We start from the raw sequence: 22,733 nt of genomic DNA on the forward strand, positions 1-22,733 counted from the left end.
CGACTCCGCCGCCCGCGCGAAAACACCACCCTTCCGGTCGCCGCTGGAGACCAAGCTCAGTGCTGCTGGAACATCACCGCGTCCGCGACGAGCGTGCCGGCGTCCGCGGTCAAGCGCACGCGGACGGTATCCGCGGCCTCCAACGCGACCGTGCCGACGAAGAACCACGCCCCGGGGTCGACGGCCTGATCGACCGCTTGGCGCGCGATCACTTGATCGCCGCGGAGCAGCTCCACCGTCGCCGCCGTGCTCGCGCCCGGGCACTCTGGCCAGCGCAACAAGACCTCGTGGCTGCCCGCCGCGAGGGAGGCCGTCCACTCCGCGCGGACAGAACGCCCCGGCTCGGCGCGCGCGATCCTGGCGGTCGGGCCAAAGCGGCCCGCCACGGCGGTCTCGCGCCAGTCCCCGGCGGCGGCAAATCCGGCGTCGCGATCGTCGACGAGAACCGTGGCGACCGGACGGCCCACGGCCCACTCGAGGTTGAAGCGCGCCACGAATACGCGATCGCCCATGAAATTCGTGCCGTCGCGACCATAGATGCAGTAGATGTTGCCGTGGGAGTCGCGGGCCAGGTCGGAGTAGGTGGCCTGGCCGCGGTGAAGCATGCGCCCCGCGTTCCAGTGTTCACCGCCATCGATGCTCGCCTTGATCGTGAGATCCTGCCGCTGCTGCGCCGAGCGGGCGACCCCGGCCGGGAACGAGTAAAGCAGGTGGGCATCGCTGAAGCGCAGCAGTCCGCTGTCGCAGACAGTGCCGCGAAGGTCGGCCTGCGTCTCCCACGCGCTCCAGCTGCGGCCGCCGTCGCTGCTGACCGAGCGAGCGCGAAGCTGATTGTTGCCGGCGGCTTGTCGGGCGATGAGGAGCAACGATCCGTCCGCCCGCTCAGCGAGGCGGGCTTCGTTGGTGCCCCGCGCCGGCTCGAGCGGTGGTCCGCCGGCGATTTCCCAACCATCCGGCCCCAGGAGGATCACGTCGTTGCCGTAGCCGCGCTGGACGGGCGGCCGGTCCACCTCGCGGCGATGGTGGAACGGCACGAGCACGCGGCCGCGGTGGGGCTCCTTGAGTTTCTTGATCCCATGCCCGATGGCCGAGAGCTGAGTCCAGTGGTGCGGGTTGCCTGTCCACAGGTGCGTGAGCTCGGTGCGCTCGCTCCACGTGCGGCCATTGTCGCGCGTTGTGCGAACGAACACCCGGCCGAGGTCGCTGCTGACGCTTTGGGTGTAGAAGAGGTAAGTGGTGAGGCCGTCGGTGACGAAGGTGGGGTTGCTCCAGCTGGCGTGGTCGGAGGCGCCTTCGATCACCTGGTCCGGACTCCAGGTCCGGCCTTGGTCGGTGCTGCGCTTCACGAGCAAATCCTTCTCGTCGGCATCGCCGCCGCCCACCCGGGCTTCGCAGGCGATCAGGACGGTGTCATCCCACGTGACGCCGATGCCGTAGACGAAATGCGAAGCGTAGCCGCCTTCGGCGCGGGTCCACACCTCGGTTTGCACGAGGAGGGGGGCGGGCCGTGCCAGTGACGCCAGCAACACAAACAGCGCGGATAGTCTGACCAACATCGCCCGACCATCCGTGCATTCCCGTGGCGAGGCAACGGCGCACATCCGGTCTCCGGGAGGAACCGAAAATGGAGGGTGGTTTCGGGCGGCGGGTTGAGTTTCTGTCGGGAGATGCTCCACGCCTCGAGATTGGGTCTCCGCGTTCTTCCGCCGCTCGTCGCCCTCTCCGCCGCGACGGCGGCCACCGCGAAGGCGCGGAACGGAACTCCGTCGTGAGGGTGCGCCTTCAGTCGGTGGAGGCAGACGCGCTCGCCCGCCCGGCGGCCGCCGGGCGTCGATCGGCGGCGCGCGCACTTCACGATCGGTGGTATCCCAGAGGCACCGGTTTGATCACCTTGAGACTCCGCCGGAGGTCGAACCTCCTGATGCGACTCCCCGATGAATTATCCAACCCCACTTGTTCGCGGGCTGTTGCTACAGCTCTGTTTCTGCGGTGCGGCGTGCCTGAGCGGCACGGCCGGTCTTTTCGCCCAACCGGCTCCGCTGCCGGCGCAGGAAGCTCCGGTCATGCTGTCCGAGTTCACGGTCCAGGCCGACCCGGCGGACAGCTACACGGCGTCGGAAACGATCACCGGTTCCCGCGTGGCGGAGAAGATCCGCAACCTGCCGTATACGGTGAACGTGCTGACCTCTGAGTTCATCGAGGATTTCGGCTTCGTGGATTTCGGCGATGATTTCGCCTACACGAGCTCCTTCGGCGGCTACGATCCGGGTGGCGGCAGCGCCAACGTGCGCGGGCTCGCGGTCGGCAAGTCCCTGCGCAACGGCTTTCTCCGCATCGGCGTTGTCGATCGCGGCAACATCGACCGCATCGAGATCATCAAAGGACCCTCCGCGGCGGTTTACGGCGAGGCGTTGCCTTCGGGCCTGATCAACATCGTCACCAAGAAGCCGAAGGAAAAGCCCGGCTACAAGCTGTCGGTCATGGGCGGCTCGCGCGACCTCGTGCGCACCGACTTGGAGGCGACGGGCCCGCTCGGCACCTCGAAAAAGACCACCTACCTGTTGAACGCCTCCTTCCTCGAGCAGGGTTACGACCAACCCTATGCCCAGCTCCGGACGAAGGTCCTTTCCGGCGTCGTGCAGCACAAATTCAATCCGACGACCACGGTTTCCGTGGAGCTGGAATACATCGATCGGCACAACAACCCGGTGGCTTACGTGCCCGTTGCGCGCCGCACGGTGGGCGGCACATACAACGGCCGTCTCGCCACCGAGATTGCCGGCATCAATTGGTATGGACCGGCGGAGTCCACCGACCGAACCGTCACGACGCTCAACGCGACGTTCGAACACAAGTTCAACGCGGTTTGGTCGATGCGCATGGCGGCGAACTGGTTCACGCGCGAGGTTTCCAGCCGCAACAGCAACGTCACCGGCGGCGCCGCCCCGACCTACCAGATCGACGGCACGAACGCCGGCCGGCTCATCGACCGCCTGCCGGCCTACGGCACGGGCGAGGAGGGCGGGGCCGGCTTTCAGGCCGACTTGACGGCCCGCTACTGGCTGGCGCAGCACCGGCTCGAGAATCGAACGCTGCTTACGTTCGACTACTCGCGCTACACGCGCACCGACCCGCAATGGCGTGCGGCCGCCGGCACGGCCCTCAACAATTCGGGCTTCGCGCGCATCTGGGATCCGCGCAACCCGAACTACACCTGGCCGACGCCCGAGGCGTTCCCGACGCTTTACACGCTCAACCGCTGGAACGACAACCGCACCGACATCTACGGCCTTTTCCTGCGGCACCAGACCGCCGCGTGGAAGGGACGCGCCATCCTCGTGGGCGGCATGCGCTACGATTTCGTGAAGGAGGACCTCAAACGCGAGACGGAGGCGCGCCTCGGCACCGGCCCCGTCAGCCGACTGCAGCGCGACCAGGACCACTTCACTCCGAACATCGGTCTCAACGTGGGCGTGACCGACAGTGTCCGCGCCTACGTCAACTACGCCGAGTCGTTCTTCGTCAATTCGCAGACCAACACGGCTCCGGTGGCCGGTGGAACCGTCGATCCCGTGAACGAAGGCGGCTTTGGCTGGGACTACGGCTTCAAGGCTTCGCTGCTCGACGAGCAGCTCACGTTCACGCTCGGCGGCTTCTACATCGTGCGCCAGAACATCCGCGTGACGGATGAGAACGGCGATTCCCGCCGCGTCGGCTCGATTCTCTCGCGCGGCGTCGAACTCGATGCGAACTGGGCGGTGACGCCCACGTTCAGCCTGCTGTTCGGCGGCGGCCTCAACAACGCGGCCTACACGGAGGCGGGTCAGGACCTCGATCAAGTCGGCCGGCAAATGTCGGGCGTGCCGAAGGAGAGCGGTTACCTTGCGCTGCGGAAAACCTGGAAGAGCGGGCGATTGAAAGGCCTCAAGGTGAATTTCGGCGTGACCTACACCGGTGAAACGAAGCCGTTCCAGGATCGCGGCGGCATCGTGACCACGCTGCCCGACGGGCGTCGCGTCGTTGCTTCGCACAGCGGCTATCGCGACATCGTCATCCCCGAATACTTCAGCACGCGCGCCGGAATCTCCTACGGATGGAAGCCGCGCGGCTCCCGCCTCAACCACTCGCTGGCCGCGAACTTCACGAACCTGCTCGACGACGACTACATCGAGCGCAGCCGGCGGGTCGTCGAGCCCTTCGGGGCGTCGTTGACCTACACCGTCAAGTATTGACGCGCTCACCCCGGCCAAACGTGACGGCGGCGCAGGCCGCTGGGCCCCCGCCGTCCCTGCCTCTCATGCCGCACCTCAGCTCAAGTTTCCGTCGGGCCCGCCGCGCGGTGGGGCCGTGGTTGCTTCTGCTCGGCGCCGCCGCGGGACTCCGCGCGGAGCCCGACAATGCCGTGGAATTCGTCGCGACGCCGCCGGTGGATCGGCGCAACACGCATTACATCAGCAATCGCGCGCCCCTGGCGCCGACTCCCTTGGTGCCACTGCCGCTGCGGGCGATCCGCCCGGGCGGCTGGCTGCGCCAGCAGCTCGAGCTGCAGGCGGACGGCTTTCACGGCCATTTTGCGGAGATCAGCAAGTTCCTGAAAAAGGAGAAAAACGCCTGGCTCGATCTGCGCGGCGAGGGCGACCACGGCTGGGAGGAGGTGCCGTATTGGCTGAAGGGCTTTGCCCACAACGCCTACCTGCTCGGCCGGCAGGATCAGATCGCTGAGGCGCAGGCCTGGTTTGAAGGTGTGTTCGCGGGCCAGCAGCCGGACGGATGGTTCGGCCCGCGCAAGGCCAAGCCCAGCGTCCGCAGCGTCCGGGAGGGCGAACGCGATCTGTGGCCGAACATGATCATGCTCTTCGCGCTGCAGAGCTACTACGACTATTCCGACGATGTTCGCGTCCTGGAGCTGATGCGGCGTTACGCGCGCTGGCAGATGGATTATCTGCGCTCGCGGCCCGAGCGCGGAGCGACGCGCCCGGAAACGCCCTATTGGAACTGGCAGCAGCAGCGGGCGGGCGACGCGCTCTGGAACGTCTATTGGCTCTACAACCGCACCGGCGACGAATCGCTGCTCGCGCTGGCCCGCGAGATCTTTGCGTGGAGTGCCGACTGGACGTCCGGCCTCGCGAGCGCGCACAACGTGAATGTCGCCCAGAGCTTCGATACCGCGGCGATCTTCTGGCAGCAATCGCACGACCCGCGGCATCTCGCCTCGGCCGAGCGGAACTGGACCTCGGTGCGCGCGGAATACGGCCAGGTGCCCGGCGGCATGTTCGGCGCGGATGAGCAGTTCCGCCCGGGCTTCACGGGGCCGCGGCAGGCGGTCGAAACCTGCGGCATCGTCGAGGAGATGCTCAGCGACGAGCAGTTGCTCCAGGTAACCGGCGATCCTCGCTGGGCGGATCGGGCGGAAAACGTCGCGTTCAACAGCTTTCCCGCGTCGATGACAGCCGACCTGCGTGGCGTGCGCTACCTGACCGCGCCCAACCAGCCGCTCAGCGACGGGGCGAGCAAGGCGCCCGGCATCCGGAACGCCGGAGCGATGTTCCTGATGAGTCCGAGTCGCTATCGCTGCTGCCAGCACAATTTCGGTCACGGCTGGCCGTATCTTGCGAGCAGCCTTTGGTTCGCGACCGGTGACGACGGCGTGGCGGCGGTTTTCTACGGCGAAAGCGAAGTGACGGCGCGAGTCGGCGCGCGGGGAACGGAGACGAGAATCACCGCGCAAACCCATTATCCCTTCGATGAGACGGTGCGACTGAAGCTTTCACCGGCCGAGGCGACTCGCTTTCCGCTCTACCTGCGCGTGCCGGAGTGGTGCCGCGACCCGCAGCTCACGGTGAATGGCCGGACCATCGGGATCCGCCGGACCCCGGGTCCCGGATTCGTGCGGCTCGAGCGCACCTGGCGCGCGGGCGACGCCGTGGAGTTGACGCTTCCGATGCGCCTTCAACTCCGGCGTTGGGAGAAAAACGGCGGCAGCGTCAGCGTGGATCGGGGTCCGCTGACGTTTTCGCTGCAGATCAAGGAGGACTACCGGCGCGCTGGCGGCAGCGAGGCGTGGCCGTCGTGGGAGATTTGGCCGGCGTCGCCCTGGAATTTCGGACTGGTGCTCGCTCCAGGCGATGAGACGCGGTCGTTCGCCGTGGAGACGCGGCCCTGGCCGGCAGACGACAGGCCGTTCACGCAGGCTGGCGCGCCGATCGTGCTACATGCCCGCGGCCGGCGTATCCGGGAGTGGGGGCTCGACTCGCGCGGACTGATCGACGAAGTGCAGCGCAGTCCGGCTTTCACGCCGGAGCCGGCGGTGCCCATCACTCTCATCCCGATGGGGGCCGCGCGCCTGCGGATCAGTGCCTTTCCCGTCGCTGGGGACAAACCGGAGGCGCATGCGTGGATCAAGCCGTCCGCCGCACCGGCGGCGTCGGCCAAAAATTGAGAGAAGGCGACGGACACGCTCCGCGCGCAGCACGGCTCCTCAGGTAGCGGCCGCGAGAGCGGAGTGGGGGCGGCCGAGCGAGGCACCGTGCACAAAATCCGGCATGATGCGCACGTCGAAGCGGCGAGGGTCGTTTCGCCCCAGCACGCGCTTGATCGCCTGGTGAATGGACGTGGCGAATTTCGCCGGTGGAATCGTGTAGCGGGTCGGCGCCGGCAGGAGATGCGAAAGGAACGGCTCCTCGTCTCGCGAGATAAGCGACACGTCTTTCGGCACCCGGCGGCCTTCCTGCGCGAGATGGCTGAGCACGGTCAGGTAGGAAAAGGAGTTCGATAGCAGGTAACCGGTCGGCGGCGAGGCCAGGCTGCGGAGACGGCGAAGCTCGTTGGCGATCGCCAACGGGCCCTTCGCCGGGCGGCAGATCAGCGGCGGCTCGGCGCCTTCCAGGCTGGCAATGCCCTCCCGGAAACCCAGTTCGCTGTCTTCATCCCCGCCGTGGCCCGCCTTTTCCAGGAAGAGCGCCAGTCTCCGGTGGCCTTGGCGCAGGAAGGCGGTCGCCGCGTGGCGGCAGAGCGCGCGATGGTCGATATCGACGCTGGGGAGCTCGATGCCCGCGTGCGTCGATCCGGCGACCAGGCAGGGAAGGTCGGATTGCTCGAACCAGCGTTGCATTTCGCGGTGCGAACGGGCGAGCAACCAGCAGCGCGCCGGGTGCGAGTCGACCAGCCGGCGCAGCGAGCGTCCCGCGCGGGCGCCGAAGTATTTCCAGCCCGAGACCGTTTCGAGCTGCATGCCGGCTTCGTGCAGCATGGCCATGAGGTGGTTGACCCACAGCACGGTGAAGGGGCGCGCGCCTTCGAGGGGTTCGGGCAGCAGCAGCGCGACCGTCCGGATCGGGCCGCTCCGGCGCGCGGCCGACGGTCGCATGATGGCGCTGCCGCGGCTGCGGTCCGTGCGAATGATGCCGTCCGCCCGCAACAGGGCGAGCGCCTTGCGGATGGTTTTCCGGCTGACACCCAGCCGCTCGGCGAGCGAGCGCTCGCCCGGAAGTTGCGTTCGCCAGTTGCCCTTCCGGAGCTCCGTCCGCAGGGTGCCCGCCACTTGGGCGCTGATCGATTGATACGAAGACGACATGGAAAGTGCAGGGGCGAGGTTGGCGGATCGGGGAAAATTGGGAACCTGACGCAACCGGTCCCTTCGGGAAACCATCAGGTCAACATTGTTCTTCGGCATCGCGCCACGCTTTAGTCGCCTGCTCGCATCGTTCGCCGCCACCTTGACGTTCACCGGAACGGTTCCGCGGGATGACAACGTCCCACGGTGGCGAGGTCGCTGCAGCTCTCCTTTATGAGTATGGCTCTCCCCCCGAATCGCGCCCTGGAAAAAATCCATGCCGGCGAGGTCGTGCGCGTTTACGTCACCGGCAACTTCGCGTCGCCGCGACATGTGGATTTCGTGGGCCGCTCCGGCGTTTTTGACGCGATCTGGTTCGACCTCGAGCATTTCGACATCCCCACGCAGGACCTGGCCACGCTTTGCCTCGTCGCCCGCGCCCACCCGGTCACGACGATCGCGCGCTTGAAAGCCACCGATTATCAGGTGGTGATGCGAACGCTTGAAACAGGGGTGGGGGGGCTGATGTGCTCCATGGTTGCCGATGCGGAGGAGGCGCGACGGATCGTATCCTGGGCGAAATTCAACAACCCGAAGCCCATCGCCGGCGAGATCACAGGCCAGCGCGGCTGGAACGGCGGCAACATCGACAGCGGCTACGCGGCCTATCCGGCGATCGATTACATGCGGCATCAGAACACGCAGACGATGATCCTCTGCCAGATTGAGAACGAGCAGGCGCTGGCGGAAGCCGCGGCGATCGCGGCCGTGCCGGGCGTCGACGGCCTGTTCTTCGGCCCCGGGGACTACTCGGTGAGCATCGGCGTGCCCGGACAGATCGGCCACCCGGCCGTGCAGGGCGCGATCGAGCGCGTGGCCGAGGCTGCGCGCCAAGCGGGAAAATTCTGGGGCACGGTCGCGGTCGGCCAAGAACTCTACGAGCGGGCCGTGAAGCTCGGCGCGAAATTCCTCTGTCCGGGCGGCGACCTCAAGGTCATGACGCTCGGACTGCGCGAACTCGCCAAAACGTTCGACGTGGCCACCGGCACCCCGGGCGCGGCGGTCGCTCCGGCCAAGCCCCGCTACCCTGACCCGGCCGCGCTGACGGGCTCGCGCAAGTGCGCGCCTCGCGCGGACGTCCCTCCCTCCGGATTCCCTTCTCCATGTCGGAACCTGAAACTCTTCACGCGGACGTGATCATCGCCGGCGCCGGCGTCGGCGGTTGTGCCGCCGCGCTGGCATTGCTCGAACACGGGCATACCGTCGTCCTCACCGAGGAATATGCCTGGATCGGCGGCCAGTTCACGTCCCAGGCGGTCCCCCCGGACGAGCACGGCTGGATCGAGCGGTTCGGCGGCACGCGCCGCTATCGGATGTTTCGCGAGGCCGTGCGTGGCTACTATCGGTCGCACTATCCGCTGAAGCCGGCCGCGCGGGAAAACCCTCGCCTGAACCCCGGCAATGGCTGGGTGTCGCCGCTCTGTCATGAGCCGCGGGTGGCGTTGGCGGTGCTGCAGGGCCTGTTCGCGCCGCATCTCTCCAGCGGCCGTCTGCGCCTGTTGTGCGAACACGAAGTGGTGGCCCTCGAGCGCGAGGGTGCGCAGCGGTTTCGCCAGTTGACCGTCAGCGACCGCGCGACGGACGCGCAGCGGCGCTTGCGGGGACGCTACTTTCTGGACGCGACGGAAAACGGCGATCTCTTGCCGCTGGGCGAGGTGCAGCACGTGACCGGCAGCGAATCGCGCCGGCAAACGGGCGAGCCCAGCGCCGCCGCGGAGGCGCGGCCGCGCAACGTTCAGGCGCTGTCGGTCTGCTTCGTGCTCGAGGAGCAGGCGGGGGCCAATCACGTGATCCCGCGGCCCGCCCGCTACGATTTCTGGCGCGACTACCGTCCGCGGCTGTCGCCGCCCTGGCCCGGACGGCTGCTGGCGTGGGAGGGGCTGAATCCGCGGACCATGGCGCCGATGCGCTACAACTTCGACCCGCACCGCGAGAAGCCCGGTTTGTTCTCGGGCTTGTGGGCGTTCCGCCGGATCATCGATCGCGCGCAATTCGCGGACGGCTTCTACCCGAGCGATCTGTGCCTCGTGAACTGGCCGATGATCGATTACATGGAGGCCGACATCCTGACGTGCAGTGCAGACGAGAAGCGGCGCCGGCTCGCGGACGCGCGCGAGCTCAGTCGATCCATGCTTTACTGGCTGCAGACGGAGGCACCCCGGCCGGATGGCGGGACTGGCTGGCCCGGCCTGCGCTTGCGCGGTGACGTCACCGGCACGGCCGACGGCCTCGCGATGGCTCCATACATTCGAGAATCCCGGCGCATCCGTGCCGTCACGACGATTCGCGAACAAGATGTCTCGGCCAAATTCCGTCCCGGCGACACGCTGGCGGAGCGCTACGAGGACTCGGTTGGCCTAGGCTACTACCGCATCGACCTCCACCCGTCGACGGGCGGCGACAACTACGTCGATGTGCCTTCGTTGCCCTTTCGCATCCCGCTCGGCGCGCTCATTCCGGTCGCGGAGGAGAACCTGCTGCCGGCCGCGAAGAACATCGGCACCACGCACATCACCAACGGCTGCTATCGGCTGCATCCGGTGGAGTGGAACATCGGCGAGTCGGCCGGCCTGCTGGTGGCGCACTGTCTGGCCACCGGTCTCACGCCGCGGGCGGTGCAGGCGGATGCGGATCGCATGCGCGCGTTCCAACGGCGGTTGGGCGAGCAGGGCGTTGAGCTGGCATGGCCCGAAAACCTCAATCTCGACGATGGAGATCCGCATGCGCATGCGCGCTGATGTCCGCACGGTGGCATGACATTTCGCTCGCCGTCGCCATGACCATTGCCGCGGCCGCGCTGTGCGGATCACCCGCCCCAACGCCACTCGTCTGGCGGCGCTGGGAAGACCTGCCCGATGCGGTCGGCCGGAAGGGCATGTATGCCGGCGTCAGCCAGGGGTGGGTGCTGCTGGCGGGGGGATCGAATTTTCCGGTTCCGGCGGCAACCGCCGGCCGGAAGACATTTCACCGGGATGTCTTCGTGCGGCGCCTGCCGCTCTCGCCCGCCCAACCCTGGCGCATCGCATCCTTCCGTTTGCCGGTGCCGCTCGGAGAAGGGGCGTCGGCGACCACCCCGGAGGGCGTCGCGTGTGTCGGCGGCCATGACGGGCGCGCCGCAGTGGCGATGGCGTTCCTGCTCCGGTGGAACGCGCGAGAGGACGAGGTCGAATCATGTCCTCTGCCCGCGCTGCCGGTCGCCACGGCGAATGCCGCCGCGGCGTGGCATGAGGGTTGGCTCTATGTCCTGGGGGGCGAGGATGCGACCGGTGCGCATGCGCGGTTTTGGCGCCTGCCACTCGCCCGCGCCTTGGCGGACCCGGCGGGAATAGCGTGGGAGGAGCTGCCGTTGGCGGAAGGAGCGCCTGGTCGCTTCGGCTGCATCCTGGCGGTGACGGCGACACCGTCGGGGCCGCAGCTGGTGGCGGCGGGTGGGCTTTCCGGGCCGCCGAAGTCTCAGGCCGACTATCGATGCGACGTCTGGCGGTTCCATCCGCTTACGCGGCAGTGGACGCGCGGCGCGGAAATGCCGCGCGGAGCCGTGCTGGCGTCGGCAGTGCCGGTCGATGGCGGCGTGCTGGTGCTGGGCGGCTCCGACGGGCATGATTTCGCGCGGATCAAGGAGCTCGGTGAGCGCTATCGGTTGCCGAACGAGGTCCTTCTCTACGACGGCAGGCACGACCGCTGGCGGCGGATGGGCGAGATGCCCATCGGAGCGGCGGGAGCGTCCGTCGTGCCGCTGGACAGAAGCTGGTTGCTTGTCGGCGGGGAATACGCGCCGACGCTGCGGACGCCAGCGGTGCACGAGCTGACCTGGGTGCCGTGATGAACCGGCTTTGGTGGCTGCTTGAGCCGCGGTGGAGGCTCGTCTGGTTTCTCGCCCTGGCCTCGGCCGTGAATTTCGGCGACCGGTCGGCCATGTCCGCCGTGATGGCCGTGGTGCAGGCGGAATTCCGGCTCGATGACGTGCGGCTTGGGATGCTCGGCTCGGTCTTTCTGTGGAGCTACGCCCTCGGTTCGCCGATCGCGGGCTGGCTGGGAGACCGCTGGTCGCGGACGCAGCTCGTCGTGGGCAGTCTGGCCGTGTGGAGCGTGGTGGTGGCGTTAACGGCCTTGGCGGCCGGCTATCCGATGCTGCTTCTGCTCCGCTTTGCGCTCGGGGCGAGCGAGTGCCTCTTCCTGCCGGCGGCGATCGCGCTTATCGCCGCACATCATCCGGTGGAGACGAGAGCACGTGCGATGAGCCTGATTACGGTCGGGGCGAATGGCGGGATGATCGCCGGCGGCAGCCTCGCGGGGTCTTTCGCCGATCACGTGAGCTGGCGGGCGGGAATTTTCGTGCTGGGGCTCGCGGGCGTCGCCCTCGCGTTGTGTGCGCGGACGGCGTTGCCGAAATCGGTCTCGGCGATCACGGATGCGCCGCGGCAGTCGGCGATCGCGGCCGTGCGCGAGGTGTTGGGCGTGCCGGTCTACTGGCTGCTGCTGGGGGAGGCTTTGCTCTCCGGCGTCGGGGTCTGGATCTTCTTCACGTGGCTGCCGTTGTATTTTCGCGAGAGCTTTGGCCTGTCGTTGGGCGCGGCGGGCTTTGCCGGCACGTCCATCCTTCAGGTTTCCGTGGTTCTGGGCATGTTCGTGGGCGGCTGGGTCTCGGATCTCGTGGCGGCGAAGGCCCCGCACCGCCGGCTGCTCCTGTTCTCCGCCGGATATTTGGGCGCCGCGCCGTGCCTGCTGCTCTTCCTGGGCAGGCCGAGCTTCACCGTGGTTGCGGTCGCCGTGTCGGCGTTTTCATTCCTGCGCGGCTTTGCGCAATCGAACGAGCGGCCGACGCAATGTGAAGTGGTTGATGCCGCCCACCGGGCGACGGGCATCGGGATCATGAATGCCGTGGCGACGGGAGCGGGAGGCTGCGGCGTGCTGCTCGCCGGGATGCTGAAGCGCGAAATCGGACTGGGCGGCGTTTTTGCCGGGGTGTCGCTCTGCTACGTCGGGGCTGCGGTGCTACTCTTATTCGCCTTCGCGCTTCGCCGCCGACGTTAGCGGGCTGGCTCAGTTGCCCGCCGCAATTGTCCTAGGGCAGAGCGATGAAAATGGTGGAGGTGAGGGGAGTTGAACCCCTGTGCCCCGGGCCTTCGCGCGCCGCATCTACCGGTGTAGGGTCAGATTTGAATCTCGCCTCGGGCGCGCGTTGACCCGCGCTCGTCCCTCAGCCAGCCGTGGGTCGAAGATACGGCGGGCCCGTCACGACGGCCAAACCCGCTATTCCTGCTGTCGACGTTCCTATCCCCTAGCAGGAGTTAGAGTAGGAACGAGGCGGCCTTAGGCCGCCAGGGGCATTTCTTCGTAGGTGCCGTTTGTTTGTTTCGAAGGGAGATTTGCGAGCGACCCTCGACGCTCGACCGGCAGCTGCGCACTCCAACCAAGGGTCGAATCCGGAACACCCCCAAAAAATTGGGAATGACGGGCGACAGGTTTTGATGCGCCGTCAAAGAACAGGACGGTCAACCAATCACGCCGGCGCGGAAACGCAAGCGGTCGCTCGCCGCGCCTGCGGGACTCGCTGACGGCCGCGCCTTTCCGCGCGCTAGAGCAGCTCCGGGGTCACCAGCCAGCGGGCCGACCAGCCGTCGCCGCTGCGGTCGAGGCGGAGCGCGGCGCCCTTTTTCAAGCGGAAGCCGGCCGGCTCCGCCGGTCCGCCGACCAGCAGCGAGGCCAGCGCGCTCAGGTGCGGATCGTGCCCCACGATCGCGACCGGCCGGTTCACGGCGCCGAGCCGGCGCGCGGTGACGGCGGGATCGTCCTCGGGCTTGAGGCCGCTGATCTCCGTCAGCGGCGCGCCGCTTTTCAGGCGCCGGCGGAGCTCCGCGGCGGTCTCGCGGGAGCGGACGAGCGGGCTGTGCCAGATCTCGGCGACGTCCAGGGCGGACGCGGTGCGCAGAAAGCGGGCGAGGCGGCGGATTTGCGCGCGACCCTTCCGACTGAGGGGCCGGGCCTGGTCGGGCCGGCCGTCCTCGGCGTGGGCGTGGCGGATGAGGTAGAGGTGCACGCGGGCGGTCAGGAAACGGGGAAGAACCGCGCGAGGGTGTCGGCGATCTGGCGGTCGGAGCGGCAGCGCGGAGTCTTGTGCTGCCCGCCCCACTTGCCGGCGTGCCGGAGCCACTGCTCGAAGCCGCCCGCGGGCACCGGGCGCACCAGCGGCAGATCGAGTCCGCGCCCGGCACGCTTGGCGGCGTAGTCGTCGTTGCATGCGGCGAGCTCGCGGTCGAGCGAGGCGGCGAAGGCCTCCCGTTGCCCCTCCTCCGGGGCCTCGCCGCGAAACTCGATCCACCATTCGTGGCGGCCGACGGCGCGGGTGCCGGCGGCGGGGAACAGGGGCGCGACATGGAAGTTCTCCACCGACGCGCCATGCAGACGGCAGGCGCGGGTGAGGGCGTCGGTGATTTCCCGCTCGATGACGTGTTCGCCGAACGCGCTGAGCTGGAGCTTGGTGCGGCCGACGTAGACGAGCCGCGGCGGCGCCACGCTGACGAAGCGCACGAGGTCGCCGATCACGTAGCGGACGAGGCCGGCGGGAGTCGTCAGCAGCAGCGCGTAATCGACGCCCGGCCGCACGCCCGCGAGCGGCACGGCGCGGGCGGCGGTGCGCACGGGGTCGCTCTCGTCGTAGTCGGCGAACGGCACGAACTCGTAGAAGATGCCGTGGTCCGCCAGCAGGCGCAGGCCGCTGTCCTCGGTGTCCTGCGCCGCGATGAAGCCCTCGGAGGCGGGATAAACCTCGTGGCGCCGCGCCGTGGGGCCGAAGGCGCGCTGCAATTCCGCGAGGAACGGCTCCACCGGCACGCCGCCGTGGACGACGCACGCGAGATTCGGCCACAGTTCGGCGAGCGACTCCGGGGTGCGCCCGGTGTGCCGCCGGGCGGTTTCCCGCAGGGCGTCGGCCAGCACCAGCAGCCAGCTCGGGATGCCGGCGACGAGGGTGATGTCGCGGTTCCAGGTGCGCTCGGCGATGGCGCGGACCTTCGCCGGCCAATTCTCCATCCGCGCGATCTCGCGGCCGGGTTCGTAAAGCTGGCGCTCGGCCCACCAGGGCAGGTTCAGCGCGGTGATGCCGCTGAGGTCGCCCGCGTGGATCGGCGGCGTGACGCCCGGCAGGGGCACGAGGCCGGTGCTGCCGCCGAGGAAGAGGTGCCGGCCGCGGAAGAGGCGGCCGTCGCCCGTGCGCAGCGCGTGGAAAAAGAGCGCGTCGAGCCCGGCGGCGCGGAAGTGGGCGAGCATCGCGGCGTTCACCGGGAGCCATTTCGACGGGCCGGCGGTCGTGCCCGAGGAAACGGCGAAGTGGGCGCAGCGGCCGGGGTGCAGGACGTCGCGCTCGCCGCGCTTCATCCGCTCGAGGTAGGGGCGAAGCCCTCGTAGCCGCGCGGTTCGATGCGCGTGCGGAAGTGCTCGTAGGACATGCCCGCCGCGAGGCCGTGGTCGCGACCGAAGGCCGTCGGCGCGAGCGTGCGCACGAGCCGGGCCAGGACCGCGTCCTGCGCGGCGGTGCCGTCGCCCTGGGCGGCCAGGCGGTGGCCGGTGCGCGCAGCGAGCCGGCGGCCGATGGCGCCGGCGAACTGGCCGGCGAGCGACGGGGTCGGGGGGCGAAGGCGGCGGGCATGGTCAGGCGGCGCGGGCGGCGCTCTCCCGGATGAGGCGGTAGAGCCGGGCGAGGTGCGGCTCGAAGTTGCGCGAATGGAAGATCAGGGAGGCGTGCTGCACGGGATGGTCGGCGTGGTTGGTCACGACGACGCAGCGGCCCGCGGGCAGCCAGGCGCGGGTGCGCTGGCTGAACTCGCGCCAGGTCGGGGCGTTTTCCTGGAGCACGGCGCTCTCCTTCTCGGCGTAGAGCACGAGGGCCGGGCCGGCGAAGAGGACGCGCGGCTCGCCCGGTTCGGGGAAGAGGCTCAGCGCGCGCACGCGCTCGAACGCGCCGGCGGCGTCGATGGCGTTGATGCTGCCGACGACGGCGGCGCGCAGGCGGCGGGTCTCGGCCCGGGTGAGAAGAAAGCGCAGCGCCGACTGGTTCTGCGCGCCCGATTCGAACATCCGCAGGAAGACGCTGCGGGACTTCTCCACGATCGCGCCGTCGGGGCGCCGCCGCCGCGCAGGTAGGGCAGCAGCACGCGGCCGAGGAGCGTGGTGGGCTTGGGCGCGCGCACGTCGATCAGGTCGGCGGTGCAGGCGACCGGGCTGACCAGCGTGAGGCCGGCGAGCGGGAGCGTCTCGCCGCGCGCCGCGGCGCGACGCAGCAGCTCGAGCACGAGCCCGGCGCCGAAACTCACCGCGATGAGCGCCGGGCGTTGGCCGCGGAGGGTCGCGATCTCGGCGATGAGGTCCTCGAGCTGGGCGAGGAAGAGATCGGTCGAGAACCCGCGGCGCGGGTAGTTGAAGTAGAACACGCTGCCGTGGCGCAGCAGGCCGCCACGGAGAAGGTAGAACGCCTCGGTGGCGTCGGGCACGAAGCCCCCGACGACGATCGCGGGCAGGGCGCCGCCGCGTTCCTCGACGCGCACCTGCGCACGCGCCTGCGGGCCGACGAGGCCGGAGGCGAGCAGCGGCGCCTGGCGGGCGGTCACCCGGGGCGGGTGCTCGAGCGCGCGGGGCGGACGGAGCTTGTAGCCGGTGGTGCGGAGCAGGGCCTGGAAGGGCGCGGCGGTCTGCTGCGAGAGGCGCGCGAGCGCCGGGAACGGAGGCAGGAAGCGGGAGGCGTGCATGGGCCGCCGGCAGCCTACGCCGCGCGCGGCGCGGCGGGGCAAAGCCAATCCGCGTGCGTCACCGCGGTTTCACCTGGCCGTGACCAGATCGACGCAATCCGCCGGCGGCCGCGCTCAGTCCGCCAGCGCGGCCTCGATCTGCCGGGCCGCGGTGCTGAGGACCTCGATGCGGGCGAAGCGCTTGTCGTCGGCCGGCACGAGGTGCCACGGCGCGGCCCGGCGGTCGGTGAGCGCGAGCATGTCGCCGACGGCGATCTCGTAGGCGGCGCGCTGGCGGCGGTTGCGCCAGTCCTCGGCGTTCAGCTTGTGGCGCTTGTGCGGCGTGGTCTCGCGCTCGCGGAAGCGGCGGAGCTGCTCGGCGTGCGAGATGTGCAGCCAGAACTTGATGACGATGACGCCGTGGTCGGTGAGCTCCTTTTCGAAGGCGTTGATCTCGCCGAACGCGCGGCGCCAGTCGTCCGCGCGGCAGAAGCCCTCGACGCGCTCGACCAGCACGCGGCCATACCACGAGCGGTCGAATACGGTGCAGCGTCCGTCGCGCGGGATGTCGCGCCAGAAGCGCCAGAGGTAGTGCGCGTGCTTTTCCTCGGGCGTGGGCTTGGCCACGGGGATGACGCGGTAGTCGCGCGGGTCGGCGGCGCTGGTGAGCCGGCGGATGGCGCCGCCCTTGCCGGCGGCGTCCCAACCCTCGAAGACGAAGACGACGGCGCGCCGCGCCTGGAAGGCGGAGCGCAGCGCGAGGCCGAGGCGGCCCAGCCACTTGTCGCGCAGGGCGTCGTAGGCCGACTCGGCCATCTCCTGGTCGAGGCGGAGCGCGCGCAGGCGGCGGAGGCCGGACGGGCGCAGCGGCTGTAGGCTCCGCGGCGGCGCGGGGGCTGGAGCCGGGCGAGCGCGCGCCGGTGCGCGGCCACGCGGGCGAGGAGCAGGCGTCCGACCTCGAGGTCGCGGCGGCGCTCGTCCTCCGCGTCGATCGCCGTCCAGCGCGCGCCGGGCTGGCTGGTCTTCCGGCGGATGAGCGCGGCGGTCTTCTCCAGCCGGCGGTAGATGCGGTGGTGGTGCCAGTCCTCGTCGGTGACGCGCCACGCGGTGGCGGGGTCCGCGCGCAGGGTGCGCAGGCGCCGGCCCTGCGCCTCCTCGGAGAGGTGGAGCCAGACCTTCACGACCAGCGTGCCGCCGTCGACGAGCTGCCGCTCGAAGGCGCGGATGCGGCCCGCCTCGTCGGCGACGTGCTCGAGCGCGCGCTTGTTGCGCGCCTCCTCCCGGAGCGTCTCGGTATACCAGGAGCCGGCGTAGAGCCCGATGCGGCCCATGGCCGGCAGGTCGCGCCAGAGGCGCCACTGGTGCGGGCGCTGCTCCTCCTCGGCGGTCGGCGCGTGCCACGAGAAGGTCTCGACCCCGCGCGGATCGAGCCACTCGGCGAGCGTCTGGAGGAGGATGCCGCGGCCCGCGCCCTCGGGGCCGGCGACGATCAGCAGCACCTTGAACGGCGCATGCTTGAGCGCGACCTGCATCTGGACGAGCTGCTCGCGCAGCTCGCCCGCCTGAAGCTTGTATTCGCTGCGGGTGATTTTCCGCCGACGCGACGCCATGCGCTAGTGAATGCGGCGCGGCGCGGCCGGGGCAACCGTTTCCTGCCGCGGGAATGTTACAATGCTCAGCTCGCCACCACGCGGCGGTAGAGCGCCTCGTAGCGCGGCACCACGGCGGCGGCGGAGAACCGCTCGCGGGCGCGCGTGCGGCCGGCGGCGCCGAGCGCGGCGCGGCGGGCGGGGTCGCGGAGCAGCGCCTCGATCTTGGCCGCGAGCGCGGCGGTGTCGCCGAACGGCGCGAGCACGCCGGTCTCGCCGTCGCGCGTGACCTCGGGGATGCCGCCGACGGCGAACGCGGCGCTGGGAATCCCGACGCTCATCAGCTCGAGGATGCTCAGGCAGAAGCTCTCCACCTCGGAGGTGAACAGGCCGAGGTCGGCGGCCTGGAGGTAGTCCTCGATGTCGGTCACGCGCTCGCGGATCACGACGCGCTCTCCCAGGCCGCGGCGGGCCGCCTCTGCGGCCAGGCGGGCGCTGTCGGCGCCGGCGAGGATGACGAGCTTGCAGGGCAGGCGCGGCTGGAGGCTGGCGACGGTGTCGAGGAGGAGGTCGGTGCGCTTGAGCGGACGGAGGTTGGAGAGGTGGAGGAGCATGGCCTCGCCGGGCGCGAGGCCGAGGTCGCGCCGGATCTCCTCGCGGCGGTGCGAGGGGGCGTGGGGCTCGAAGAAGTTGTGGATGACCTCGATCGGCCGCTGCACGCCGAGCAGGCGGACGGTCTCGGCGCGCATGAACTCGGAGACGGTGGTGATGGCGTCGGAGTGCTCGAGGGCGTGGCGGATGGCCGGGCCGTAGCCGGGATCGCGGCCGAGCAGCGTGGTGTCGGTGCCGTGGAGCGTGGTGATGATGCGCAGGCGGTGCTCCTCGTGCAGCATGGCGCGCGCGAGGATCGCGGCGGTGGCGTGCGGCACGGCGTAGTGCACGTGCAGCAGGTCGAGCGCGTGCTGTTTCGCCACCTCGGCCATCTTGACCGAGAGCGGCAGCGTGTAGTCCGGGTATTTGAAGAGGTCGTAGCTGTTGACGGCGACGGGATGGAAGAACACCCGCGGGCCCTGCGGCATGCGGAACGGCTGCTCGTAGCTGATGAAGTGGATCTCGTGCCCGCGCGCGGCCAGTTCCTCGCCCAGCTCGGACGCGAGGATGCCGCTGCCGCCGACGGACGGGTAGCAGGTGAGGGCGAGTTTCAGCGGGCGGTCGGGCATGACGGGACGAATTCTGACTAAACGCGAAGACGCGAAGAGGCGAAGAAGTTCCCTGACGTGCTGCGCGCCATCACCGCTTTGCGTTTCATGGGGGATTTCCGATCAGAAGCGCCGCGCGCCGCGGGCGATGTCGCTCAGCGAGTGGAAGACGAGCGGGTCGTTCGGCCAGAGCAGCTGGGCGTGGGCGACGCCGGCGTTGAGGCCGTGGACGCGGGCGCGGGCGAGCTGGAGCTCGACGTAGTTGCGGGTCTTCATCTGCGAGGCGTGCGCCTCCATGGCCTTGGTCCACGCGGTCATGATCGGCTTGTCGGAGATGTCGATCACGACCGGCGAGACATCGCGCGGTTCCGCGCCGGGGCCGAGGGCGTAGAAGAAAAGCTGGCCGACAGCGTGCGGCGTCTGGGCCTTGAGCTCGGCGACGCCGCCGTAGCGGGCGATGCGCGTGGCGTCGCGCACGAGCTGGCCGAGGCGCCAGTGGTCCGGGTGCTGGTTGGGCTCGGGCGTGGGCGCGAGGACGATGCCGGGGCGGACCGCGCGGATGACGGCGGCGAGCCGGAGCGCGTGGGCGTTGCGGAGGTCGAGGTGCGAGTCGCCGTCGAGGTCGACGAACTCGAGCTTGGCGCCGAGGAGCTTGGCGGCCTTCTCGGCCTCCCGGGCGCGCTCGGCCGGCGTGCCGTTGGTGCCGGCCTCGCCGTGCGAGCAGACGGCGAAGTGCGCCGGGCGGCCGGCCTGGGTCTCGCGGGCGACGATGCCGCCGGCGCCGAACTCGATGTCGTCGGGATGCGCGCCGAAGGCGAGAAGGGAGCGGTCGAGAGGTTCATGCGGCGGGAGAGATTGGGGGCGGAAAGCAACAAAGGTCAGGACGGGAACTCGGCCCACGCCTCGTCGGATCGCTCGATGGCATCGCGGGGCACGAAGGCGATCTCGGGGGCGTCGGCGGGGTTGAGGTAGGCCTGCTCGCCCGCGCCGCAGATGTAGTGCGTGCAGTGGATGACGGACTGCATCCAGCGCAGGCGGCTGTCGCGCGTCGGGCTGACCTGCGCCTTCGCGAACGGCTGGGCGGCAAGCGTGACGTAACTGCTGCCGCCCTCGTGGAGCTTGAGCACGCCGTCGAGTAGGCGGGCGCGGACGATCTCGCCCTGGTGCGGCACGTCGACGAAGCACTCGGCGATGTCGCACGCGGCCTCGCGCACGGCGCGGTCGCCGGAGCGCACGACCCGCACGCCGTCGAGCAGGCCCATCGCGCGATACATCTCGAGGCAGAAGTCGGCGACGTTGTCGGCGCGGACGGCGCGGAAGGCCTCGAGCGCGCGCGGCGCGACGTAGGCGCCGAGCTCGCGCGCGGTGTGGGGCTGCCAGTCGGCCGGGATGCGCTTGAGGAAGAGCGGGGAGAACTTGCGCTGGAGCTTGTTCGCGAAGGCGAAGTTCAGCGTGTGCGGGGCGTCGGTCTTGTGGTGGCGCAGCGTCGTCTGCGTCTCCCGCGGGTCGTGGTCGCTGTCGTGGTAGAAGAACACGATCTCGCCGCCGATCTCCCGCTGGAGCCGGCGGGCGGTGACGAACTTGGCGTAGAGGAAGCGCCGCGGGAGGATGCCGCAGGGTTGCTGGCCGAAGCAGATGACGGGCGTGCTCATGCGGCGGCGGCCGCGCGGTCGCGCGGGAGGAAGAGCTGGAGGATCACGGCGAAGAGCATGCAGGCGACGCAGCCGATGACGTTATACCAAAGGTAGGAGATGCCGAGCGTGGCGAAGAGCACGAAAACAAGCACCTGGGCCGCCAGCGCGCCCCAGAAGACGGCGGTGCCGCGCACCCACTTGAGGAAGAACGCGACGAGGAACAGCCCGAGCACGACGCCGTAGAAGATCGAGGCGACGATGTTGGCGAACTGGATGAGGTTTTCCGCGAGGGTGACGCTCATGGCGAAGACGATCGCGGCCACGCCCCAGAAGGCCGTGGCCCATTTGCCGGCGGCGAGGTAGTGCGCGTCAGAGCGGCTCGCGCCGCGGAGCTGATGCAGGTGCCGGTAGAAGTCGACCACGGTGGTCGAGCCGAGGGCGTTGAGCTCGCCGGACTTCGAGGAGAAGGTCGCGGCGAAGAACACGGCCACGAGCAGGCCGATCAGGCCGTGGGGCAGGTGGTCGACGATGAAGGTGATGAAGACGTAGTCGGCGTCGGTGGTGGGCGTCTTCGGGTCGGCGGCGCGCAGGGCGGCCTTGGTCTCGGCGCGGGCGGCCTCGGTGCGCTGGTGCGCGGCGAGCGCGGCGGCCTGGGCGGCGTCGGCGCGGCGCTCGTCGCCGGCGCGCTCGGCGGCGACCCAGTCGTGCAGGTGCTGCTGCTTCTCGGCGTGGGCGGCGTTGAAGTCGGCCTCGAGCGCGCGGAGTTTCGCGCCCGACGCGCCGGCGGCCTGCTGGTGCCAGGCGGTCTGGTTGAAGAAGACCGGCGGGCGCTCGAACTGGTAGAAGACGAACACCAACGCGCCGAGCAGCAGGATGAAGAACTGCATCGGGATCTTGAAGAGCGCGTTGAACATCAGGCCGAGCCGGCTCTCGCGCAGCGAGCTGCCGGCGAGGTAGCGCTGCACCTGCGACTGGTCGGTGCCGAAATACGAGAGCGCGAGGAACATGCCGCCGAGGACGCCCGTCCAGATCGTGTAGCGCCGGTCGGGGTCGAGCGAGTAGTCGACCGCGTCGAGCTTGTGGAAGCCGCCGGCGACGGTCAGCGCCTCGTGCAGCGTGAGGCCGGCGGGGAGTTTCGCGAGGAGGACGAAGAACGCCGCGACCATGCCGGCGAAGATGACGCCGATCTGGTATTTCTGGGTGAGGTTCACCGCGGGGGTGCCGCCGGTGACGGTGTAGGCGACGACGAGCACGCCGCTGCAGAGGATGGTGAGGTCGAGCCGCCAGCCCATCACGGTCGAGAGCACGATCGCGGGCGCGTAGATGGTGATGCCGGCGCCGATGCCGCGCTGGACGAGGAAGAGCGCGGCGCCGAGCAGGCGCGTCTTCGCGTCGAAGCGCTGGCCGAGGTATTCGTAAGCGGTGTAGACGTTCAACCGGCGGAAGATCGGCAAAAAGACGAGCGAGATGACGATGAGCGCGAGCGGCGCGCCGAAGTAGTTCTGCACGAAGCCGAGGCCGCTTTCGTAGCCCTGGCCGGGCGTGGAGAGGAAGGTGACGGCGCTGGCCTGCGTCGCCATCACGGAGAGGCCGATGGTCAGCCAATGCGTCTCGCCGCCCTTCACGTAGGTCTTGAGATCGTGCTGCCCGCGCGTGCGCCACATGCCGTAGGCGGCGATGGCGACGAGCACGCCGAACATCACGAGGTAGTCGGCGGCGTTCATGCGAAGTGGCGCGTCAGCCAGGTGAGAAGGGCGACCCAGAGCGCGAACACGCCGAGCACGGTCCAATACACCGCCGGCCACGTGCGCAGCACGGGCAGGCCGGTGCGCCGATCGTCCGGCGCGGGCGGGGTGTTTTCAGGCGCGGGCGGCATGGCGCGAGGGCGCGTTTTTCTTTTCCACGGATGGCACGGATGGAGGCGGATTGGACGGAGCAGACGTGCGGAACGTGATCCGTGAAAATCCGTGTAATCC

The 22,733-nt window shown here is 69.5% G+C and carries 19 protein-coding genes, 1 other RNA gene and 1 pseudogene; 6 read left to right on the plus strand and 15 right to left on the minus strand.

Translation table 11 applies throughout. From position 1 onward, the window contains the following. Positions 1–56 precede the first annotated feature (56 nt). Positions 57–1,490 carry an exo-alpha-sialidase gene (locus tag ACMYLB_RS03350; RefSeq protein WP_415909565.1) on the minus strand — a complete coding sequence of 478 codons (1,434 nt, stop codon included), beginning with the start codon at positions 1,488–1,490 and terminating at the stop codon, positions 57–59. 573 nt (positions 1,491–2,063) lie between these two features. Between ACMYLB_RS03350 and ACMYLB_RS03355 the strand changes: the two genes are divergently transcribed. Together ACMYLB_RS03355 and ACMYLB_RS03360 are read left to right on the plus strand one after the other, a co-directional pair. Continuing rightward, a complete protein-coding gene (locus ACMYLB_RS03355) occupies positions 2,064–4,232 on the plus strand; it encodes a TonB-dependent siderophore receptor (protein WP_415909566.1) in 2,169 nt (722 codons plus the stop codon). A 65-nt stretch (positions 4,233–4,297) separates the two neighbouring features. Continuing rightward, a complete protein-coding gene (locus ACMYLB_RS03360) occupies positions 4,298–6,439 on the plus strand; it encodes a beta-L-arabinofuranosidase domain-containing protein (protein ID WP_415909567.1) in 2,142 nt (713 codons plus the stop codon). 39 nt (positions 6,440–6,478) lie between these two features. Here ACMYLB_RS03360 and ACMYLB_RS03365 read toward each other — a convergent pair whose 3' ends face one another. After that, complete coding sequence (locus ACMYLB_RS03365) at positions 6,479–7,726, minus strand: substrate-binding domain-containing protein (protein ID WP_415909568.1); 1,248 nt, start codon at positions 7,724–7,726, stop codon at positions 6,479–6,481. A gap of 33 nt (positions 7,727–7,759) precedes the next feature. Between ACMYLB_RS03365 and ACMYLB_RS03370 the strand changes: the two genes are divergently transcribed. The 4 genes from ACMYLB_RS03370 to ACMYLB_RS03385 all read left to right on the plus strand — a co-directional run bounded on the left by ACMYLB_RS03370 (position 7,760) and on the right by ACMYLB_RS03385 (position 12,646). After that, complete coding sequence (locus ACMYLB_RS03370; RefSeq protein ID WP_415909569.1) at positions 7,760–8,749, plus strand: HpcH/HpaI aldolase family protein; 990 nt, start codon at positions 7,760–7,762, stop codon at positions 8,747–8,749. Beyond that, on the plus strand, positions 8,716–10,350 hold the full coding sequence (locus tag ACMYLB_RS03375) for an FAD-dependent oxidoreductase (RefSeq protein WP_415909570.1): 1,635 nt from the start codon (positions 8,716–8,718) through the stop codon (positions 10,348–10,350). Before ACMYLB_RS03370 ends, ACMYLB_RS03375 begins: the two co-directional genes overlap by 34 nt. Positions 10,351–10,388: 38 nt before the next feature. Next, positions 10,389–11,435: a hypothetical protein gene (locus ACMYLB_RS03380; protein ID WP_415909571.1), complete on the plus strand. Its 1,047-nt coding sequence runs from the start codon at positions 10,389–10,391 to the stop codon at positions 11,433–11,435. A 68-nt stretch (positions 11,436–11,503) separates the two neighbouring features. Next, entirely contained in the window at positions 11,504–12,646 is a 1,143-nt protein-coding gene (locus ACMYLB_RS03385) for an MFS transporter (protein ID WP_415909572.1), read from the plus strand. A gap of 51 nt (positions 12,647–12,697) precedes the next feature. Here ACMYLB_RS03385 and ssrA read toward each other — a convergent pair. The 13 genes and pseudogenes from ssrA to ACMYLB_RS03450 all read right to left on the minus strand — a co-directional run bounded on the left by ssrA (position 12,698) and on the right by ACMYLB_RS03450 (position 22,633). Beyond that, positions 12,698–13,051: a transfer-messenger RNA gene (gene ssrA / locus ACMYLB_RS03390) on the minus strand. A gap of 139 nt (positions 13,052–13,190) precedes the next feature. Next, on the minus strand, positions 13,191–13,652 hold the full coding sequence (gene sixA, locus ACMYLB_RS03395) for a phosphohistidine phosphatase SixA (protein WP_415909573.1): 462 nt from the start codon (positions 13,650–13,652) through the stop codon (positions 13,191–13,193). Between the two features lie 8 nt (positions 13,653–13,660). Beyond that, positions 13,661–14,989 carry a GH3 auxin-responsive promoter family protein gene (locus ACMYLB_RS03400; RefSeq protein ID WP_415909574.1) on the minus strand — a complete coding sequence of 443 codons (1,329 nt, stop codon included), beginning with the start codon at positions 14,987–14,989 and terminating at the stop codon, positions 13,661–13,663. Next, entirely contained in the window at positions 14,986–15,114 is a 129-nt protein-coding gene (locus ACMYLB_RS03405) for a hypothetical protein (protein ID WP_415909575.1), read from the minus strand. The genes ACMYLB_RS03400 and ACMYLB_RS03405 overlap by 4 nt, the downstream gene beginning before the upstream one ends. Positions 15,115–15,262: 148 nt before the next feature. Beyond that, the gene (locus tag ACMYLB_RS03410) at positions 15,263–15,559 is read right to left on the minus strand and encodes a hypothetical protein (RefSeq protein ID WP_415909576.1); all 297 of its coding nucleotides are present in this window, start codon (positions 15,557–15,559) and stop codon (positions 15,263–15,265) included. Then, positions 15,547–16,356 (minus strand): alpha/beta fold hydrolase, encoded by an 810-nt coding sequence (locus tag ACMYLB_RS03415; RefSeq protein ID WP_415909577.1) that lies wholly within the window; start codon positions 16,354–16,356, stop codon positions 15,547–15,549. Before ACMYLB_RS03415 ends, ACMYLB_RS03410 begins: the two co-directional genes overlap by 13 nt. 114 nt (positions 16,357–16,470) lie before the next feature. After that, positions 16,471–17,151 (minus strand): hypothetical protein, encoded by a 681-nt coding sequence (locus ACMYLB_RS03420; protein WP_415909578.1) that lies wholly within the window; start codon positions 17,149–17,151, stop codon positions 16,471–16,473. A gap of 164 nt (positions 17,152–17,315) precedes the next feature. After that, positions 17,316–17,945: pseudogene (locus ACMYLB_RS03425) on the minus strand (polyphosphate:AMP phosphotransferase); the annotation flags it as partial. 65 nt (positions 17,946–18,010) lie between these two features. Further along, the gene (bshA, locus tag ACMYLB_RS03430) at positions 18,011–19,144 is read right to left on the minus strand and encodes an N-acetyl-alpha-D-glucosaminyl L-malate synthase BshA (protein ID WP_415909579.1); all 1,134 of its coding nucleotides are present in this window, start codon (positions 19,142–19,144) and stop codon (positions 18,011–18,013) included. Between the two features lie 102 nt (positions 19,145–19,246). Next, positions 19,247–20,023 carry a PIG-L family deacetylase gene (locus tag ACMYLB_RS03435; protein ID WP_415909580.1) on the minus strand — a complete coding sequence of 259 codons (777 nt, stop codon included), beginning with the start codon at positions 20,021–20,023 and terminating at the stop codon, positions 19,247–19,249. Further along, entirely contained in the window at positions 20,002–20,775 is a 774-nt protein-coding gene (locus tag ACMYLB_RS03440) for a hypothetical protein (protein WP_415909581.1), read from the minus strand. Before ACMYLB_RS03440 ends, ACMYLB_RS03435 begins: the two co-directional genes overlap by 22 nt. Next, a complete protein-coding gene (locus ACMYLB_RS03445) occupies positions 20,772–22,481 on the minus strand; it encodes a sodium:solute symporter (RefSeq protein WP_415909582.1) in 1,710 nt (569 codons plus the stop codon). The genes ACMYLB_RS03440 and ACMYLB_RS03445 overlap by 4 nt, the downstream gene beginning before the upstream one ends. After that, positions 22,478–22,633, minus strand: a complete 156-nt coding sequence (locus tag ACMYLB_RS03450) for a hypothetical protein (RefSeq protein ID WP_415909583.1) — start codon at positions 22,631–22,633, stop codon at positions 22,478–22,480. Before ACMYLB_RS03450 ends, ACMYLB_RS03445 begins: the two co-directional genes overlap by 4 nt. Positions 22,634–22,733 lie beyond the last annotated feature (100 nt).

Source organism: Oleiharenicola sp. Vm1 (genome assembly GCF_047777955.1).
GTDB lineage: Bacteria > Verrucomicrobiota > Verrucomicrobiia > Opitutales > Opitutaceae > Didemnitutus.

Coding starts and splice junctions, on each gene's coding strand:
- ACMYLB_RS03440 (WP_415909581.1), bottom strand. CDS start 20,775: ATGAGCACGCCCGTCATCTGCTTCGGCCAGCAACCCTGCGGCATCCTC.
- ACMYLB_RS03450 (WP_415909583.1), bottom strand. CDS start 22,633: ATGCCGCCCGCGCCTGAAAACACCCCGCCCGCGCCGGACGATCGGCGC.
- bshA (WP_415909579.1), bottom strand. CDS start 19,144: ATGCCCGACCGCCCGCTGAAACTCGCCCTCACCTGCTACCCGTCCGTC.
- ACMYLB_RS03380 (WP_415909571.1), top strand. CDS start 10,389: ATGACCATTGCCGCGGCCGCGCTGTGCGGATCACCCGCCCCAACGCCA.
- ACMYLB_RS03415 (WP_415909577.1), bottom strand. CDS start 16,356: ATGCACGCCTCCCGCTTCCTGCCTCCGTTCCCGGCGCTCGCGCGCCTC.
- ACMYLB_RS03420 (WP_415909578.1), bottom strand. CDS start 17,151: ATGGCCGAGTCGGCCTACGACGCCCTGCGCGACAAGTGGCTGGGCCGC.
- ACMYLB_RS03375 (WP_415909570.1), top strand. CDS start 8,716: ATGTCGGAACCTGAAACTCTTCACGCGGACGTGATCATCGCCGGCGCC.
- ACMYLB_RS03360 (WP_415909567.1), top strand. CDS start 4,298: ATGCCGCACCTCAGCTCAAGTTTCCGTCGGGCCCGCCGCGCGGTGGGG.
- ACMYLB_RS03400 (WP_415909574.1), bottom strand. CDS start 14,989: ATGAAGCGCGGCGAGCGCGACGTCCTGCACCCCGGCCGCTGCGCCCAC.
- ACMYLB_RS03355 (WP_415909566.1), top strand. CDS start 2,064: ATGCTGTCCGAGTTCACGGTCCAGGCCGACCCGGCGGACAGCTACACG.
- ACMYLB_RS03445 (WP_415909582.1), bottom strand. CDS start 22,481: ATGAACGCCGCCGACTACCTCGTGATGTTCGGCGTGCTCGTCGCCATC.